This is a genomic window from Imhoffiella purpurea, from assembly GCF_000585215.1.
Taxonomy (GTDB): domain Bacteria; phylum Pseudomonadota; class Gammaproteobacteria; order Chromatiales; family Chromatiaceae; genus Imhoffiella; species Imhoffiella purpurea.
Window position 1 is genome coordinate 1 of sequence record NZ_AONC01000008.1, and the last position, 14812, is coordinate 14812.

Here is a 14812-nt window from a genome sequence, read left to right on the forward strand (position 1 = left end):
GCCGTGCGCTGGTGGATGGAGCGGGTCTCCTGGGTCCGGCGCCGCACGCCCAAGGGGGACTGGGACATCAGCCTGGTGCCCATACGGCAGCGGCACATGGGGACGGACTTCGCCCATCGGGTCACGGCTGACATGGCCGAGAGCGTGTGCCGCAAGGGCGGTCGCTTCCAGCTCGAGACCGAGGTGACGGATCTGGCCCTGGCCGAGGACGGCGGCTTTCTCGTCGAGACCTCCGGGGGACGGGTCCATGCCCGCTTCCTCCTCGCCTGCCCGGGCCGCGAGGGCGCCCACTGGCTGCGCGAGACGGTCGGGGCGCTGGGGGTCCGCACCGGCTGTGGTGCCATCGACATCGGCTGCCGCGTCGAGGTCGCCTCATCCGTCTACGACGAGCTGACCCATGCCGGCCGACGCCACCCTCCTATCCGTGCCTTTCCGTTGCCTATGGTGACGCCCTCGATCATGCATCATGTGACAACCTCTGTTTGCCCTTAAACACTTAGGCATCTATGATTTTAAGCGCCTAAAATGCAAGTCATTGATTCTGCTATCCATTCTTACGAGGTGCGACATGCCCGACCCGACTAAGACTCGCTGGACCCTGACCGTCTCGAAAGAGACGGACGTGGCACTGCGCAGCTTCCTCGCTCAGCGTGGTCTTAAGAAAGGCGATCTCTCGCTGTTCGTCGAAGAAGCGGTCAAGTGGCGCATCCTCGATCAGACCATCAACGAGGCGCGGGCACAGTTTGCCGACCTTCCTGTCGAGATGATGCAGGCCCTGGTCGATGAAGCATCAGAGGCGGTCAAAAGCGAACTGCGCCAAGCCCTGTCCGAGTCACGTACTCTGGACCACTGACCCATGCGCGTGGTGCTCGATACCAACATCCTCATCAGCGCCTTGCTCGTCGAAACGTCGACGGCGGCCAAGCTCATAGTCGCTTGGCGCTTGGGCGCCTTCACCTTGGTAAGTTCAGAGACCCAGATCGATGAACTCGCGCGCGTCACGCGCTACCCCAAGATCCGGGAGCGCCTCGCACCGGCGATCGCCGGCCGTTTGATCAACCAGATTCGGGAAATGGCGTACTGCATCGATACATTGCCACCGATCGATGTCTCCCCCGACCCTTACGATAACTATCTGCTGGCGATGGCGGTCACGGCCTCGGCCGACTATCTCGTGACCGGTGATAAACAGGATCTACTCGCGCTGAACCGCTATGAAGGCACCAAGATCGTCTCCCTCCGCGAGTTTCTGGCCTTCACACGAGTATTGTCAGCCTAACAGGGTGCCGCAACATCATGTCAGATATAGCGTTTATACGCGCTCGCCCGGGCCAATAGGACACGAATCCGACGGAGTAGAACTCAATCGAGCAAAGACGGGATAATATGACGTTTTCCAATCGCTGAAGACATCTGATCATGGAAAACTTTCGCGGCACGACGATCCTTTCGGTCCGACGCAACGGCAAGGTCGTGATCGGCGGCGACGGTCAGGTCTCTCTTGGCTCGACGGTGATGAAGGGCAACGCCCGCAAGGTGCGCCGTCTCTACAAGGGACAGGTGCTGGCCGGATTCGCGGGCGCGACCGCCGATGCCTTCACCCTGTTCGAGCGCTTCGAGGGCAAGCTGGAGAAACACCAGGGCCACCTGACCCGCGCGGCCGTCGAGATGGCCAAGGAATGGCGCACCGATCGCGCCCTGCGCCGGCTGGAGGCCCTGCTGTGCATCGCCGACGCCAAGGCATCGCTCATGCTCTCGGGCACGGGCGACGTGGTCGAACCCGAGCAGGACATCATGGCGATCGGTTCGGGCGGCTCCTTCGCCCTCTCCGCCGCCCGCGCCCTGTTCGAGAACACCGACCTGGGTCCGCGCGAGATCGTCGAGAAGGGTTTGCACATCGCCGCCGACATCTGTATCTACACCAATCACAATCTGGTGATCGAAGAGCTGGATGCCGAGTCCTGACAGACCCGCCGGCCGACTTGCATCAACGGCCCGCCAACCGCAGCTAACGAGCATAGCGGACGGCGCCACCCCGAAAGATGAAACGGGCGGTAGATTGGGCCGACGACAGGAGGCCCAACATGCAACGTCTTTTTGGGCCTCGTACCTCGGCCCAACCTACGAACCGGCTGTTTCACGGCAACCCAGGTTGGCAGCCACTCCACTAAGAAGGTTTCCCCGCCGTCCTCCCAGGGCGGCCCATTCGACGGACAGTCACCATGTCTGAAATCACCCCCCAACGCATCGTCGCCGAGCTCGACAAACACATCGTCGGTCAGGACGAGGCCAAGCGCGCGGTGGCGATCGCGTTGCGCAACCGCTGGCGCCGCTCCCAGATCCAGGAACCGATGCGCTCCGAGATCACGCCCAAGAACATCCTCATGATCGGCCCGACCGGCGTCGGCAAGACCGAGATCGCGCGCCGCCTGGCCAAGCTGGCCAACGCGCCCTTCATCAAGGTCGAGGCGACCAAGTTCACCGAGGTGGGCTACGTCGGGCGGGACGTCGAGTCCATCGTCCGCGACCTGGCCGACATCGGCATCAAGATGGCGCGCGAGCAGGAGATGGCCAAGCTGGCCGATCAGGCCGAGGCCGCCGCCGAGGAGCGCATCCTCGACGCCCTGCTGCCGCCGCCCGGCGGTTTCGAGGAGGAGAGCCGCTCCACCGCCGGCAAGGCCACGCGCGAGAAGCTGCGCGACAAGCTGCGCTCGGGCGCCTTCGACGAGCGCGAGATCGAGATCCAGGTCTCGGCCAGCCCGCTCGGGGTCGAGATCATGTCCCCGCCCGGCATGGAGGAGATGTCCAACCAGCTCCAGGGACTGTTCCAGAACCTGGGCCAGGGCCGCACCAAGAAGCGCAAGCTGCGCATCCTCGACGCGCGTCAGCTGCTCAAGGACGAGGAGGCCGCCAAGCGAGTCAACGACGAGGAGCTCAAGCTGCGCGCGGTCGAGAACGTCGAGCAGAACGGCATCGTCTTCATCGACGAGCTGGACAAGGTCGCCAAGCGCGGCGAGGGCATGGCGGGCGCCGACGTCTCGCGCGAGGGCGTGCAGCGCGACCTGCTCCCGCTGGTCGAGGGCAGCACGGTCTCGACCAAGCACGGGTCGGTCCGCACCGATCACATTCTCTTCATCGCCTCGGGCGCCTTCCATCTGTCCAAGCCGTCCGACCTCATCCCCGAGCTCCAGGGCCGTCTGCCGATCCGCGTCGAGCTGAAGGCGCTGAGCACCGAGGACTTCGTACGCATCCTGACCGAGCCGGACGCCTCCCTGACCGATCAGTACCGCGAGCTGCTGGGCACCGAGGGCGTGAACCTGGAATTCACCGAGGACGGCATCCGCCGCATCGCCGAGATCGCCTGGCAGGTCAACGAGCGCACCGAGAACATCGGCGCCCGGCGCCTGCACACGGTGATGGAACGTCTGCTGGAGGACGTGTCCTACAACGCATCAGAGTTGGACCGGGTGACCGTGACCATCAACGCCCAGTATGTCGACCAGAACATGGCCGGACTTGCGGCGGACGAGGATCTGTCGCGCTACATCCTCTAGTGCGACCGACATCGGCGAACCTAATGTACATGGCGGACGGCCGCCCTAATAGATGAAAAGGGCTGTAGGTTGGGCCGACGAAGTGGAAGCCCGACAGGGGACGTCTCGTTGGGCCTCGTCCCTCGGCCCAACCTACGAAACGGCCGTTTCACGATAACGAACATCTATCCGAGCCTCACAACCATGACCCGAGTACCCACCGAACTGAATCTGCACCGCCAGTCGCACGTGCTGGAGATCGCCTATGAAGACGGCAGCCGCTACTCGCTGCCCTGCGAATATCTGCGCGTCTATTCGCCCTCGGCCGAGGTCCAGGGCCACGGCCCAGGACAGGAGGTCCTGCAGGTCGGCAAGGAGGACGTCGGCATCGACCGCATCGAGCCCGTCGGCAACTACGCCATCTGTCTGCATTTCGACGACGAGCACAACACCGGGATCTATTCCTGGGAGTACCTGGACCGGCTCTGCTCCCAGCAGGAGACCCTGTGGAAGTCCTATCTGGACGACCTGGAACAGGCGGGCTACCAGCGCAAGTCGCGGCCGTCCTGACGCTTTGATGTAAACTAGCCGCCATCCCACGGGGCGCCCAGCGGCGCCCCGTACCCATTTCCTATCGGGCCCAGAGCATGTCAGACCAGAAAACCACCCATTTCGGCTACCAACAGGTACCGGTCGGCGAAAAGGCCGCGCGCGTGCGCCAGGTCTTCGACTCGGTCGCGTCCCGCTACGACCTCATGAACGATCTGATGTCGCTCGGCATCCATCGTCTCTGGAAGCGTCACGCCATCGAGCTGGCCGGGGTTCGGCGCGGACAGCAGGTGCTGGATCTCGCCTCCGGAACCGGCGACCTCGCCGATCGTTTCGCCGGGATCGTCGGCCCGGACGGTCTGGTGGTCATGTCCGACATCAATGCCGCCATGCTCGGCGAGGGCCGCGAACGCATGCTCGACCGCGGCCGGGTCGGCAACGTCCAATACAGCCTCATCAACGCCGAGAAGATCCCCTTCGGTGACGACCGCTTCGACTGCGTCACCATCAGCTTCGGTCTGCGCAACGTCACCGACAAGCAGGCCGCGCTGGACGAGATGTTCCGGGTGCTGCGTCCGGGCGGCAAGGCGCTGATCGTCGAATTCTCCCATCCGCTCACCAAGCCGCTGAGCAAGGCCTACGATCTCTATTCCTTCTCGGTGCTGCCGACGCTCGGCAAGCTCATCGTCAACGACTCGTCCAGCTATCGCTATCTGGCCGAATCCATCCGCATGCACCCGGACCAGGAGACCCTGCGCTCCATGATGGAGACCTCCGGATTCGAGCGTTGCGAATACTTCAACCACACCGGCGGTATCGTCGCCATCCACCGAGGATACAAGCTGTGAGCGAAGGCATTCAGATCCCGGACGCCGTGCTGGCGGTCGTCGAGCAGACGATCAATCGCTATATCGCCCTGGATCCCGAGGGCTCGGCCGCCTTCGCCGCCCTCACCGGACGCATCATCGGGATCGAGCTCGAGGGCTTCGGCACCCGGATCACTATCATCCCCAGCGCCCAACGCCTGCAGATCTTCGGCACCTACGAGTCCGAGCCCGACTGTCTGATCCGCGGCTCGCTGCTCGGTCTCGCCCGCATGGGCATGGACGAGCGCAAGGAGACCCAACTGGTCAAGGGCGAGGTCGAGATCACCGGCGACACGACCCTGGCGCAGGACTTCAGCGCCGCGCTCGCCGGTCTCCAGATCGACTGGGAGGAACAGCTGGCCCGCGTCATCGGCGACCCCTTCGCCCATCAGGTCGGCAACCGGGTGCGTGCCGCCGAGCGCTGGAGCCAGCGAACCTCGGACTCCATGACCGCCAACCTGCGCGAATATCTGCAGGAAGAGCGCCGCCTGCTCCCGACCCGCTACGAGGTCGAAGCATTCCTGTCTCAGGTCGACACCCTGCGCGACGACACAGAGCGGCTCGCCGCCCGCGTCGAGCGCCTCGTCCAACGCGCATCGGAGTCCGGCATCCAGCCATGATCGGTCCGCGTCAGGCACTGCGTCTCTTCCGCATCAATTGGGTGCTGCTCCGTCACGGTCTCGACGAGGTCGTGCTCGCCACCCATCTGTTCCGGCCCCTGCGCTGGATCAAATTCTTCCTGCCCTGGCACTGGGTGAAGCGCGACCTGCCTTCCTATCCGGCGCGGGTGCGCATGGCCCTGGAGGATCTGGGCCCCATCTTCGTCAAGTTCGGCCAGATCCTCTCGACCCGGCGCGACCTGCTGCCGGACGAACTGGCGGTCGAGCTCGCCAAGCTCCAGGACCGGGTCCCGCCCTTCGGCGGCGCCGAGGCCCGCGCACTCATCGAGAAGGCCTGGGGCCGCTCGGTCGACGAGGTGCTGGACCACTTCGATCCCATCCCGCTGGCCTCGGCCTCGATCGCCCAGGTCCATACCGGCCGGCTCAAGGACGGCACCGAGGTGGTCGTCAAGGTGCTGAGACCCGGCATCGAGCGCATCATCCGCCAGGACCTGGGCCTCATGTACACCGTCGCCTACCTGGCCGACCGCTACTGGAAGGACGGCCGGCGGCTGCGTCCGATCGAGGTGGTGCGCGAGTACGAGAAGACCATCTACGACGAGCTGGACCTCCAGCGCGAGGCCGCCAACGCCTCCCAACTGCGCCGCAACTGGATCAACAGCGAGATGCTCTACATCCCGGAGGTCTACTGGGACTGGACGCGGCCCAACGTCATGGTGATGGAGCGCATCTACGGCACCCCGGTGGGCGACGTGGAGCGGCTCAAGGCCCAGGGCGTGAGCATGGAGCTGCTCGGGGTGCGCGGGGTGGAGATCTTCTTCACCCAGGTGTTCCGCGACAACTTCTTCCACGCCGACATGCATCCCGGCAACATCTTCGTCGAGCCGTCCGGGCGCTACATTTCGATCGACTTCGGCATCGTCGGCACCCTGACGACCGAGGACCAGCGCTACCTGGCCGAGAACCTGCTCGCCTTCTTCGAGCGCGACTACCGCCGCGTCGCCGAGCTGCACGTAGAGTCGGGCTGGGTCCCGCACGGCACCCGGATCGACGAGTTCGAGTCGGCCATCCGCACCGTCAGCGAGCCCATCTTCGAGAAGCCCCTGGCCGAGATCTCGTTCGGTCACTTCCTGGTCAGGCTGTTCCAAACCGCGCGGCGCTTCAACATGGAGATCCAACCCCAGCTGGTCCTGCTGGAGAAGACATTGCTCAACATCGAGGGACTGGGGCGCCAGCTCTATCCCGAGCTGGACCTCTGGACCACGGCCAAGCCCTACATGGAGCGCTGGATGAAGGATCAGGTCGGTCTCAAGGGGCTGTTCGACCGTACCAAGCGCAACATCTACTCGGTCGCCGACCAGACCCCCGAGATCCCCCTGATCGCCTATCGCATGCTCATGGCCTACGACAAGCAGCTGCGGACCTCGGAGTACAGCCGCACCAAGCCGCAGAAGACGCACGGCTCCCAGCCGCTCTCCGCGGCCGGATCGGTCCGTCTGGTCGGCGGCGCCACGGTCTTCATCTGCGGCACGCTGATCCTGCTGCTGGGCCCGGGGCAGTGGATCCAGGACACGGTCGGCGCAGCACTGGTGGCCGCCTGCTATCTGACCGGGGCCTGGCTGTTCGTCTCGGCGGCGCGCAGCGCCTGACCCTCGGACGTCTGGCGCCAGCTCGGCGCCCGTCCGATTTTCGGGGTCCACTATATCCCGCTCTTCATCGACAAGGGTCGACCTGACGGTACGCCTGGCGGGCCAGATCTATGTGATGGAGCTCAAGCTGGATCGTGGCGCGGTGCGGCAGGACGCGACCGAGGAGCAAAGGGGCGACAACCCGGCGCGCGCGCAATCTCGTCCAGGCCGATTGGCGCCGTGTGGCTTGATTTCTTCGAATCTACAACCGCCCGATCCCGGCACCCGCGATGGCCTCATCGCCCCCGAGCTTGGATCGGTCCTTGTTGTAGGTGCCGTGCTTCGCCTCGTAGGCATCCAGAACCTCTTCGGTCGGCCCGTACTGGGCGATACGGCCGTGCTCCATGAGAACGGCCTTGTTGCACATGTTGCGCACCAGATCGTTCGAATGGGAGGAGAGCACGATGATCGAGACCTGCTCGGTGAAGTGTTTGAGCCGAGCGCGCGCCTTGTCGAGGAATGCGGCATCGCCCGCGCCGATACCCTCGTCGAGCAGCAGAATGTCGGGCACCACCGAGGTCGAGACGGCGAAGGCCAGACGCATCTGCATGCCGGCCGAATAGGTGCGGATCGGCAGGTTGAGAAAATCGCCGAGCTCGGTGAACTCGGCGATCTCGTCCATGCGCGCCTTGATCTGGCGGCGGGTGAGTCCGAGGAAGAGGCCGCGCAGGACGATGTTCTCGTACCCCGTGCTCTCCTGATCCATGCCGAGCGCGATGTCGAACAGTGGCACGGTCGAACCCTCGACGCTGACACGACCGCAATTGGGCTCGTAGATACCGCCCAATACGCGCAGCAGCGTGGTCTTGCCGGCGCCGTTGTGTCCGACCAATCCGAGCCGATCGCCACTTCTCAGATCGAGATCGATGTCCTGCAGCGCCTCCACGACCGAGATGCGCTGAGAGACGGTGTCGGCACGGATCTGGCCGCCGGTCGCACTCTGGATGAGTCGGTTCTTCAGCGACCGGTTGGAGGCGCTGTAGACCGGGAAGGAGACAGAAACCTTTTCGAGCTGAATCGATGCCACGTGACGCTCCTCAGACCCAGTAGGCGATACGCCAACGGTATGCCGAATAGAAGAAGAGCGTGACGGCCCAGCCGACGACGCCGATGGCGATCACCGCGAGCCAGTGCTCCAGATTGGCCGGCTGCCCCAGCATGGGCGCGCGAACGATCTCGACCATGTGATAGAAGGGGTTGAGGTCGAGCAGCAAGGCGCGGTCCGGCAGCATCTCGGGACGCCAGATGACCGGCGTGATGAAGAAGAACACCTGCACCACGCTGCCGATGATGAGCGGCACATCCCGGAACCGCGCGCTGAGCAGACCGAAGAAGAGCGATATCCAGAGTCCGTTGGCGACCAGAACGACGAGCGCCGGCGCGACCCATAGCAGGTTCCAGTTCAGATCGACACCGAACCAGAGCGCGACGCCGAAGAAGATCCAGATATTGTGGGCGAAGATGATGAGGTTCGACCAGATGGACTTGTATGCATAGATGGAGACCGGCGCATTGAGCTGCCGGATCATGCCGTCCGAGTCGATGAATGCCTGACAACCGTCGGTGATCATGGTCGAGACCAGCCCCCAGATGACGAATCCCGCGGCCAGGAAGGGAAGATAGTCATGGATGTTCTGGCGGAAGATCTGACCATAGAGCAGGCCCAGGGCCATCACCATGATGCCCATGGAGATGGTGATCCAGAAGGGGCCGAGCTTGGAGCGCCGGTAACGTCGGCGGATATCCTGGAAGGCCAGGGTCATCCACAGCTCGCGGCGCGCCCATCCGCCGCGGATGTCGCGAATGGCGTTATCGAACTGATCGCGGCGCAGACCATGCCGAAACTGAAGCAGTAGAGGCGACTCGCCTCCGTGGTTAGCGGTGGTTGACATCTGAGTCTTTCCGAGATGAGACGGCGATCACGTATCTGCGTTCGTATCGTCTGTGGCGGAGCCCTGGGTGGATCGGTCAGGCCGTTCGATCGCCGCCGGATTCCGTGGAGATCCGGCGCAGCGCCTTAACCGATTTGGATCGAGGCCGGCAAGCGGTTTTCTGATACGCTGCGCACTATAGCATGTCGATCTTTCGAGAACCTTAGCCTTGCTTCGGCAACCGACCATCGCCTTGCGCCGAGGCATCGAACGCTGAAAGACGCTCGCCGCTGAGCGGCGAAGAACGGGGACACGGCCAATAGAGTCAACTGAGGGAAACATGATCGTCGACCTATTGCGTCCACTATGGCGCCTTTTGCCGCTCGACATCCCGATGCGACAGCGAATCCAGCAGCGGCTCTTCCATGCGGCCCCTTTCTTCTTCAGGTCGCATCCGGGACTCGAGGCCTATCACCGCGCCCAGCGCTGCGCCGACCAATGGCTCGAGGAGCGGCTGGCCTGCGGCCGGCAGGAGGCCCAGCCCGTTCGGCTGCTGGAAGCCGAGCCGCTCGCCGACCCGCCGGCCCGGCTGATCGCCTTCTATCTGCCCCAGTTCCATCCCATCCCGGAGAACGACGCCTGGTGGGGCAAGGGCTTCACCGAATGGACCAACGTGGTCCGCGGCAGGCCCCAGTTCCCGGGACACTATCAGCCGCATCTTCCAGGCGAGCTCGGCTTCTACGACCTGCGCGTACCCGAGGTCATGGCGCGCCAGGTCGCGCTGGCCAAGCTCTACGGAATCGGGGGCTTCGCCTTCTACCACTACTGGTTCAACGGGCGACGGCTGCTGGAACGCCCGCTCGAGGACTATCTGCGCAGCGGTCTCGATCTCCCCTTCTGCATCTGCTGGGCGAACGAGAGCTGGAGCCGGCGCTGGGACGGCCGCGCCAACGAGATCCTGATCGCCCAGGAGCACAGCCCCGAGGACGACATCGCCTTCATCGCATCGGCCGCCAGCTATCTTCGCGACCCGAGATATATCCGCGTCCGAGGCCGGCCTCTGCTGCTGGTGTACCGCCCCGAGCTGCTGCCAAGCCCGGTCGAGACCGCCAGGCGCTGGCGGCACTGGTGCCAGAACAATGGGGTTGGCGACCTCTATCTCGCCTACACCCAATCCTTCGAATCGGCCGATCCGGCGCGCTACGGCTTCGACGCGGCCATCGAGTTCCCGCCCAACAACTCGCACCCCGTCGCCATCACCAAGCGCATCGAGCGACGCAACCGCGACTTCAAGGGGATGATCTACGACTGGACCGTCTATCCGGAACAGAGCCGGCATTATGCGCCCTGCCGCTATCGGCTGTTCCGGGGCGTGAACCCATCCTGGGACAACGAGGCGCGGCGCCCCGGATGCGGGGCCATCTTCCTCGGTTCCAGCCCCAGCGGTTACCGCGAGTGGCTGGAGAATGCCATCCGCGACACGCTGGACCGCTTCGATGACATGAGCGAACGCCTGGTCTTCGTCAACGCCTGGAACGAATGGGCCGAGGGCGCGCACCTGGAACCGGACCAGCGCTACGGCTATGCCTATCTGCAGGCGACCCGGGATGCGCTCGAAGGCACCGGCACCAGCCAGACGGCTCAGATCAACCCGAGCGCATCCAACCGCGCGGCATAGCGCCGGCCGACGGCGACCGCGCCGTTGAATTCCCGGATCGAGCGTGCTCCGGCATCGGCGATCCGTTCGGCGAACGCCCGCTCCGACACCAGACGCCGCATGTACCAGCTGGCCTGATCCACATCGGCCTCGGCCCATAGCTGACCCTCGCCATGAGGGTATTCGCCCTCGCCCACCGCGACCAGGGTGTGATCGACCACGCAGGCGTTGAGGTCGTTGCAGAAGTCGAGATTGCCCGAATAGCCGGTGACGATGACCGGCTTGCCGTAATGCATGGCCTCCGCCGGACCGCGCCCGAAGCCCTCCGAGCGGTGCAGCGATACGAAGGCGTCGCAGCCGTTCATCAACCCCCGGATCTCGCGATCGCTCAGGATCTGGTCGATGACCCAGACGCCGGGACGCCGGATCGCCTCGTGCTCCAGAAAGGCGCGATAGTCGTCGGGCCGCAGCTGTCCGCCGTTGAGCTTGATCACCAGACCGACACCCTCGCGCTCGGATCCGGGGAAGGCGCGCTCGAACGCCTCGATCGCCGCCCAGGGATTCTTGCGCGCGACGAAGGAGCTGAAGTCGAAGAAGAAGAGGAACAGGAAGCGGTCGTCGGGAAGGCCGAAATGGGATCTGGGCAGGTCGCCCGGCTCCGGATCCACCACCAGCGGCATTCGCACGACCGGACGCCGGGTCTTCTCGGCGATCGCCTGCTGGATGAAACGCGAGGGGGCCCAGATCTCGTCCACTAGATCGAGCGCGGGCGACCAGGCATCCGGGAACCGGCTCAGCTCCCAGGCCCAGTAGCCGATGCGATAGCCGGAATCGCAGAGCTCCGGCCCCAAATGGTTGCGGGCCGGGATCATCTCGTCGGCATTGAGCACGAAGAGGTTGGCGCGATGACTGGCCGAGCGGCTCAAACGATCGAAATGGGCGAAGCGCGCGAGCCGAGGGCGATGCTCCTCGCCAGCGTCGAAGGTGTTGCGGATGTGGAAGGGAATGCCGGTCGCCGCCAAGGCATTCGCGGCCATGCGCACGTCCTCCCCCCGCCCGGAGATGAGATAGGGATGACCGACGAGCAGTACGCCCGGCGGCTGTGCCAGCCAGACCGGATCCCGCGGCCTCCCGCCCGGGAGCGGAACCGACTGGTCCGGCCCCTGGGCGGACGACGGCGCCTCGAGTCCGGATCGGGCATCCAGCCGCCGCAGAAGCGCGCCCGCGCCGCGCTCGCGGGCGAAGCGCCAGACCGCCCTGGCCAGCGGACGCAGACCGCCGTGACGGCGACGCGCGTTGCGGATGCGGTTTAGCAAGGATGGAATGGATCCAGTCACGTCTCTACCTCGGGGTGCCGGACAAGGGATTCACGATCGTTGCTCGTGCGAATGCATTCGTACCCACCCAATCAGCCCATGGGTCGGGGGGCGACGACGGCATCCAGCGCACGCCGCGTCGCTTCGAGATAGGCGCTGCCGAACCGGCTGTCGGGTTCGAGATGATTGCCCTCGGCCCATTCGTTCCAGGCGTTGACGAAGACGAGACGCTCGTCGCCGAACTTGAGGTCGCGGGTCTCGGCGATGGCCCGGGTCAGCCAGGCCTCGTAGATCTCTGGCGAGGTCCCCAGGAAGATGTCGCCCCCGTCCTGACGGCGCGCCGTGTTGTCCCAGGACGGCATGACGCCCCGGAAGACCTTGTGATCCGGATAGCGCAGCTTGGCGAAGGCGCGCGCCGTGGCCGCATAGTCGTAGAAGCGACCGCTGAAATTCGGGTTCAGCATGCCGCCCGGCGCGGCTGTCTCGACCGAATGGCCGTGCGGCGGGAATTCGACCGCCGCCTCGAATCCGGCCGGCGAGCCCTCGCTCTCGCGGAAGCTGTTCACGCAGGCCAGATAGGGCTCGGGCAGACCGGCCCGGACGCATTCCTCGCGCCAGCGGTCCGTGGTCGCGCGCGTGTCGGGCAACAGGCTGGCACGGTAGACGAGAAGCAGCGGCCGTCCGCCGATGCGGATATAGCGCGGATCGGACAGGACGGGGAAGAGGGCGCGGATGAAGGCGACGTCGTCCTCGGGAGAATAGTGCTGCTCCATGAGCAGATCCCGCTCGCGGCCGTCCCAGCGCCGCGACCAGTTCTCGTTCGCCCAGCAGACGCAGAAGGGGAAGTCCGGCTCGCCGCTCGCCACCACCTCGTCGAGCGGGCGATGAAGCAGGCGCCGTCCGTTGAACCAGTAATAGTAGTAGCAGAACCCGTGGATACCGTGCTCGCGCGCCAGCTCGGCCTGACGACGGCGCGTCTCGGCCAGGCGCAGATCGTAGAACCCCAGGTCGGCGGGCAGGTGCGGCTGATGATGCCCCTCGAAATTGGGACGTGCCCGGGTGACGTTGGTCCATTCGGTGAAGCCCTTGCCCCACCATTCGTCATTCTCCGGAATGGGATGGAACTGGGGCAGATAGAAGGCGACGAGACGCACCTGGTCGAGTTCGGACAGCTGATCGCGCCATTTGTCGACGAATTTGGCGCGGTTGGCCTCGATCCGGGCCAGCTTGTCGCCCGCGGCCCCCGTGGTGACGCTCAGATGATGCACCACCTCGGAGGCCGGCTGATAGAGGATCCGGTGTCCGAGCGCACGCACCTGGAAGGCCAGGTCGGCGTCCTCGAAATAGGCCGGCGCATAGCGGTCGTCGAAACCGCCGACACGCTCGAAGAGGTCGCGATCGATCATGAACGAGGCGCCCGAGCAATAATCGACCTCGCGCGGACGGTTGTATTCGGGGGCTGACGGATCGCCGTTCAGCCCCACCAGCCGAGCCGTTCCGTCCGCCCTCATGCTGACACCTGCCTCCTGCAGATGGCCGCTCGGATAAAGCAGCTTGGATCCGGTCATGCCGACCCCGGTATCGGCGAAGGGTTCCAGCAGCCGGTCCAGCCAGCCGGGCCGGACCTGGGTATCGTTGTTCAGGAACAGCAGGTAGCGTCCGCGGGCGGCCATGGCCGCCTTGTTGCAGGAGCGCAGAAAGCCGAGATTCCGTTCGTTCTCGATGAGACGGATCCCGCGCACGGCACGCAGCAGGACGCGAGTTTCCTCGTCCGACCCGTCGTCGATCAGGACGACCTCGAACGGAGCGAGCGGGGGATTCCGGGCGATCGAATCGAGACACTCCAGCGTATAGGCGGGCTGCTTGAACACCGGCATCACGACCGAGACCTCGGGGGACTCGGAGGTCGGCAGGGCCAGCGACTCGGCGCAGGGTCTCAGCCGAGCCCGAGAGAGGCGCGGAATGGACAGGGGCTTCGCATTGAAGGGTGCCTCGCTCATGAGCGGCAGGACGACAGGAGCCTCCACGTCGACCGCCTGACTCACCGGCAGGACCTGGATCAGGGTGGGAGTGAGACGACGACGCACGGCGGCCGGCACCAATCCGCGATAGAGTGCCCGCCCCTGGATCGAGCCCGCTCGATAGGCCGCGCCAGCCCGACGCCATGCCGCCCCCACCGCCCTGCGCAACAGCCGTACCGGCATGGTCAGACGCCAGGACGTGGAGCCATGGAGCTCGTCGAGCTTCCGAAGCAGGAGATCGCGTTCGATCGAGACCTCGCCGATCCGTTTCTCGTAATGGAGCTGACGCTCGGCGAAATGGGCCTGCATCTCGTCGCGCACCCGGCTTTCAGCATCGCGGATTCGAGACTCGACGGCGGATAGCTGTTCTTCCAAGACTCGATTACGTGTATGCAGCCGCTCCAAATGGCCATTGGATTCCGATATCCGAGTCAGCAGGGTCCGATTGTGGTCGCTGAGCTGATCCCTCTGGCCTTCGACCAGACGGACCTGACGCTGCATCACCGCGATCCCCTCCGCCGAACGCGCGCGCTCGACCACCCGCATCCACTCGGCGGGGGTCCAATGCGTGCGCCACTTGGCGAAGAAACGCTCGAGTCCGCGATCGACCTCGGCCTGGGAACCGGAGACGCCGAAGCCCGTGCCGCTGGCGAGCCGATAATAGGCGGTCAGGTTCGGCTCGTGCCTCCTC

13 protein-coding genes and 1 pseudogene are annotated in these 14812 nt (G+C 65.0%); 10 read left to right on the forward strand and 4 right to left on the reverse strand.

Features of this window, described 5'->3' with window-relative positions; genetic code table 11:
• From D779_RS02840 to ubiB, 9 genes and pseudogenes are all read left to right on the forward strand, one after another.
• Nucleotides 1–492 (forward strand): annotated as a pseudogene (locus tag D779_RS02840) (hypothetical protein); the annotation flags it as partial.
• A gap of 76 nt (nucleotides 493–568) precedes the next feature.
• Entirely contained in the window at nucleotides 569–853 is a 285-nt protein-coding gene (locus tag D779_RS02845) for a ribbon-helix-helix domain-containing protein (RefSeq protein ID WP_043749153.1), read from the forward strand.
• A gap of 3 nt (nucleotides 854–856) precedes the next feature.
• Nucleotides 857–1279: a putative toxin-antitoxin system toxin component, PIN family gene (locus D779_RS02850; RefSeq protein WP_043749155.1), complete on the forward strand. Its 423-nt coding sequence runs from the start codon at nucleotides 857–859 to the stop codon at nucleotides 1277–1279.
• Nucleotides 1280–1419: 140 nt separating this feature from the next.
• Complete coding sequence (hslV, locus tag D779_RS02855; protein ID WP_043749158.1) at nucleotides 1420–1965, forward strand: ATP-dependent protease subunit HslV; 546 nt, start codon at nucleotides 1420–1422, stop codon at nucleotides 1963–1965.
• Between the two features lie 257 nt (nucleotides 1966–2222).
• The gene (gene hslU, locus D779_RS02860) at nucleotides 2223–3554 is read left to right on the forward strand and encodes an ATP-dependent protease ATPase subunit HslU (protein WP_043749159.1); all 1332 of its coding nucleotides are present in this window, start codon (nucleotides 2223–2225) and stop codon (nucleotides 3552–3554) included.
• Between the two features lie 183 nt (nucleotides 3555–3737).
• Nucleotides 3738–4103, forward strand: a complete 366-nt coding sequence (locus tag D779_RS02865) for a gamma-butyrobetaine hydroxylase-like domain-containing protein (protein ID WP_043749162.1) — start codon at nucleotides 3738–3740, stop codon at nucleotides 4101–4103.
• 77 nt (nucleotides 4104–4180) lie between these two features.
• Nucleotides 4181–4930 carry a bifunctional demethylmenaquinone methyltransferase/2-methoxy-6-polyprenyl-1,4-benzoquinol methylase UbiE gene (gene ubiE / locus D779_RS02870; protein WP_043749164.1) on the forward strand — a complete coding sequence of 250 codons (750 nt, stop codon included), beginning with the start codon at nucleotides 4181–4183 and terminating at the stop codon, nucleotides 4928–4930.
• Nucleotides 4927–5568 (forward strand): ubiquinone biosynthesis accessory factor UbiJ, encoded by a 642-nt coding sequence (locus D779_RS02875; RefSeq protein WP_043749170.1) that lies wholly within the window; start codon nucleotides 4927–4929, stop codon nucleotides 5566–5568. Before ubiE ends, D779_RS02875 begins: the two co-directional genes overlap by 4 nt.
• The gene (gene ubiB, locus D779_RS02880) at nucleotides 5565–7217 is read left to right on the forward strand and encodes a ubiquinone biosynthesis regulatory protein kinase UbiB (protein WP_043749172.1); all 1653 of its coding nucleotides are present in this window, start codon (nucleotides 5565–5567) and stop codon (nucleotides 7215–7217) included. The genes D779_RS02875 and ubiB overlap by 4 nt, the downstream gene beginning before the upstream one ends.
• 241 nt (nucleotides 7218–7458) lie before the next feature.
• On the opposite strand, the gene D779_RS02885 is transcribed toward ubiB, so the two are convergent.
• Nucleotides 7459–8283: an ABC transporter ATP-binding protein gene (locus D779_RS02885; RefSeq protein WP_052347755.1), complete on the reverse strand. Its 825-nt coding sequence runs from the start codon at nucleotides 8281–8283 to the stop codon at nucleotides 7459–7461.
• A gap of 10 nt (nucleotides 8284–8293) precedes the next feature.
• Nucleotides 8294–9148, reverse strand: a complete 855-nt coding sequence (locus tag D779_RS02890) for an ABC transporter permease (RefSeq protein WP_043749176.1) — start codon at nucleotides 9146–9148, stop codon at nucleotides 8294–8296.
• 373 nt (nucleotides 9149–9521) lie between these two features.
• Between D779_RS02890 and D779_RS02895 the strand changes: the two genes are divergently transcribed.
• On the forward strand, nucleotides 9522–10805 hold the full coding sequence (locus tag D779_RS02895) for a glycoside hydrolase family 99-like domain-containing protein (RefSeq protein ID WP_232424052.1): 1284 nt from the start codon (nucleotides 9522–9524) through the stop codon (nucleotides 10803–10805).
• On the opposite strand, the gene D779_RS02900 is transcribed toward D779_RS02895, so the two are convergent.
• Together D779_RS02900 and D779_RS21505 are read right to left on the reverse strand one after the other, a co-directional pair.
• Entirely contained in the window at nucleotides 10769–12100 is a 1332-nt protein-coding gene (locus D779_RS02900; RefSeq protein ID WP_232424053.1) for a glycosyltransferase, read from the reverse strand. The two genes, D779_RS02895 and D779_RS02900, sit on opposite strands and share 37 nt — an antisense overlap.
• Before the next feature lie 92 nt (nucleotides 12101–12192).
• Nucleotides 12193–14812, reverse strand: a 2620-nt coding sequence (locus D779_RS21505; RefSeq protein ID WP_157726302.1) for a glycoside hydrolase family 99-like domain-containing protein, incomplete at its 5' end; no start/stop codon positions are given.